We start from the raw sequence: 3,012 nt of genomic DNA, 5'->3' as shown, positions 1-3,012 counted from the left end.
AAGCCTAGAACTTATAAATTATTTCTACTGTTGTAGATTTACAGAATGGACAGATGGAGCAGAATGCCTAGAACTTATAGAACCATAGGTGCCTGTCACTGTGAACACATAATCAAGACCAGCCTATTAATGGGCTGGTCTTCGTATTAACGACCATAGATACCTGTCACTGTGAACTTTAAATTTAATCAATTATCAATGGTGGGTTTACCCACTATAAATGACGAAAGGCCTTACAAAGCATTCGTGAAACTTGGGTTGATATAGATGATATATATTGTCGAAAAGAGTACAGAGCAATTCTTATTTAAAAGATCTATTAGAAAGAGAGATCCTTTAAAGCAGGTATTACGGAGTTTATTATGGATAGATTTTTTCTTATTGATTTTGAAAATGTAGGTTGTGGCGCTTTATCTAATTGTAAGGGTCTTAGTAAATCAGACCACATAATAATTTTCTATACCAATAACGCCAATAAGATAGATCTTAATATCATCAACGAGCATGGTGGAGCCGAACTTAAAACAGTCAGAGTTCCCGCTAAAAGTCAGTCGATTGATATGCATATTGTTTCGTATATGGGTTACCTAATAGGAAAAAACAAGGGAAAAAATGCAAATATCATCGTTGTGAGCAAAGATAAGGATTACGACAATATCATAGAATTTTGGAAAACAACAGAAAATGCAAATGTTTCAAGAGTACAAAGATTAGAAATGCCTTCTAGAAAGAAAACGGAAACAGCTAAGAAATCTAATCAGGTCAATAATAGTAAACCAAAGAAAGCACCTAGTAAATCAGAAATCAAATCGGAATTAAATAAACAAATCCAGAAAGCAATGTCAGAAAACGGGTATGCACAAGAAGCGATTAATTCAGTAGCAAAGATTGTTACTAAACAATATGGAAAAGAGAATTTCAAGCAGAATGTTCATAATGAACTTAGAAAAGTGTATAAACCATAGGTGCCTGTCACTGTGAACGGATAAACCCTCTTTTTTATGTATAGAGATGTATTGAATAATCATTACATGAACGATAATATGATTATGATAATTCCATGTGATACATGTATAAGATACTGAAATGATAAGGGAGCACTATGACAGGAAAACTATACGCTGTTGGAGTAGGACCCGGGGATCCGGACCTGATGACATTAAAAGCTCTTAAGACAATTAAAAATGCCGATTGTATAGCATGTCCGGAAAGTCATGGTGAGCCGGGAGTAGCATATGGGATAGCGAAAAAGGCTGTTCCGGAAATTATTTCAAAAGAACTGTTACTTTTAGAATTTCCCATGCATAAGGATGATCTGTCTGATGCACATAATAAAGCTGCTGAACAGATCATATACCATCTTTCATCCGGGAAGAATGTAGCTTTTCTTACATTGGGGGATCCAGGGATATATTCTACATTTTTTCATATTGCAGGTATGATAAAGGAACAAGGATATGAATTCGAGATAATCAGCGGTATTACTTCCTTTAGCGCTGCCTCCGCAAAGTTGAACCTTCCACTTTCCCTAGGCGACGAATCCCTGATGATAACATCAGGGATGTACTGTGAATTTGAAGGCACACTTGTGATAATGAAAGCCGGAAAAAAGTTAAAGGAAATAAAGGGAAAAGCATTTGCCCATAATAAGCTTATCTATCTGGTTGAAAACTGTGGAATGCCGGATGAAAAGGTTTATTTTGACTCGCAATCCATTCCGGATGAAGCAGGATACTTTTCTTTGGTGATTGTGAAATAACCTTATTATTTCCTTTCCCCTAGTCTTTAAATATCAGAGGAAAATATATGAATGATTCATTAAAAGACCTCACGAAAAAAATCGTTGAATTCAGAGATGCCAGGAACTGGAAACAATTTCACAGACCTAAGGATATGGCCATATCCATCTCTCTTGAAGCTGCAGAACTACTGGAAGTATTCCAATGATCCGGGGCTGACACCGAGGTTGATACAGAGAAAAAGCTTTCCAAGGTCAAGGAGGAACTGGCAGATATATTGATTTATGCATTGCTGATGGGAAATGACCTTGGTCTCGACATACCGGAAATCATTAATGCCAAACTTGCCGATAACAACAGAAAGTATCCGGCAGAAAAAGCATACGGAAAAGCAGACAAGTACACCGCTTATGTTACCGATGGAGGAAACCATAGGTGCCTGTCTCCAACGTGGTCTAGCCAAAGGTGTTCAATTGTTTTAACCTATACTCGTTTCTTTTTGTGGAACAAATTCTATTTTTAAGGCCATATGTAATGCCTGAGCTATTCTTTGTAAAGTCTTTACAGATGGATTTCCTGTTCCATGTTCCAATCTGCTGATATCAGCCTGTGATATTCCTGTGGCATCTGCCAATTGTTTTTGTGTCATTCCATTTTCTTTTCTGGCATCAATTAATGCCTGTATTAGAGAATACTCAGGTTCAAGTGCATCATATTTCTCTTTAAAAACAGGGTCTTTAAGCTGTTCTTCTATGAAGTCATTTAAGGTTGTCATTTATTCTCCTTCCTGGCATAATAATCAGCCCTATATGTCTTTGCTAATTCGATTTCTTATATATCGTAGTTTAACGAAAGAAGGAATTCCTTTGCGGGGATTTTTCCATCAGCGGTTTCATAGATATTGTGTTATATTCGTTCATTATTTTCCTCTATAGTTTCAATAGTATGTGTTTTATCACATATCGTCAATTGCTTTTATTAATTTTTTTGATAAAGTGGGAATTCTTTTTGAATAATAGACTATTATTTCTTTTGACTTGAGAATCATATCATGGTCTAAGGAAAATGCATATGGTCTGTTTTTAGACCATATAGAAATATTGGATATTCAGTTTCCTTTCAGCATCCGGTGATATTATATGACCATCAGATAAGGAACATCTGATACCCCTAAAATGTTTTTTCATACTAATTTCCATGCCGCCGGCAAGCGGCGGCACAAATAGATATGAAAGTATCGACCGTCCTTTAGTATGTATTTATAATAAAAGCG

Annotated in this window: 5 protein-coding genes; 4 read left to right on the top strand and 1 reads right to left on the bottom strand. The window is 36.0% G+C overall.

Annotation, left to right across the window (positions count from 1 at the left end; all coding sequences use genetic code 11):
- The first annotated feature begins 362 nt into the window (after window positions 1–362).
- The 4 genes from G625_RS21670 (at window position 363) to G625_RS23680 (ending at window position 2,262) form a co-directional block, all read left to right on the top strand.
- Window positions 363–965 carry a PIN domain-containing protein gene (locus G625_RS21670; RefSeq protein WP_049895982.1) on the top strand — a complete coding sequence of 201 codons (603 nt, stop codon included), beginning with the start codon at window positions 363–365 and terminating at the stop codon, window positions 963–965.
- A 137-nt stretch (window positions 966–1,102) separates the two neighbouring features.
- Window positions 1,103–1,759 (top strand): precorrin-2 C(20)-methyltransferase, encoded by a 657-nt coding sequence (cobI, locus tag G625_RS0116745; RefSeq protein WP_029202015.1) that lies wholly within the window; start codon window positions 1,103–1,105, stop codon window positions 1,757–1,759.
- Between the two features lie 47 nt (window positions 1,760–1,806).
- On the top strand, window positions 1,807–1,947 hold the full coding sequence (locus G625_RS23685) for a hypothetical protein (protein WP_330365065.1): 141 nt from the start codon (window positions 1,807–1,809) through the stop codon (window positions 1,945–1,947).
- Between the two features lie 69 nt (window positions 1,948–2,016).
- Window positions 2,017–2,262 carry a MazG-like family protein gene (locus G625_RS23680; protein WP_442852573.1) on the top strand — a complete coding sequence of 82 codons (246 nt, stop codon included), beginning with the start codon at window positions 2,017–2,019 and terminating at the stop codon, window positions 2,260–2,262.
- Here the strand turns inward: G625_RS23680 and G625_RS0116735 are convergent.
- On the bottom strand, window positions 2,218–2,514 hold the full coding sequence (locus G625_RS0116735; RefSeq protein ID WP_029202014.1) for a helix-turn-helix domain-containing protein: 297 nt from the start codon (window positions 2,512–2,514) through the stop codon (window positions 2,218–2,220). The genes G625_RS23680 and G625_RS0116735 overlap by 45 nt on opposite strands.
- Window positions 2,515–3,012: the final 498 nt, after the last annotated feature.

This window comes from Oribacterium sp. NK2B42 (assembly GCF_000424445.1).
Taxonomy (GTDB): Bacteria; Bacillota; Clostridia; order Lachnospirales; family Lachnospiraceae; genus Oribacterium.
Note: the sequence above shows the minus strand (reverse complement) of the source record. Positions and strands in the feature narration are given on the sequence as shown.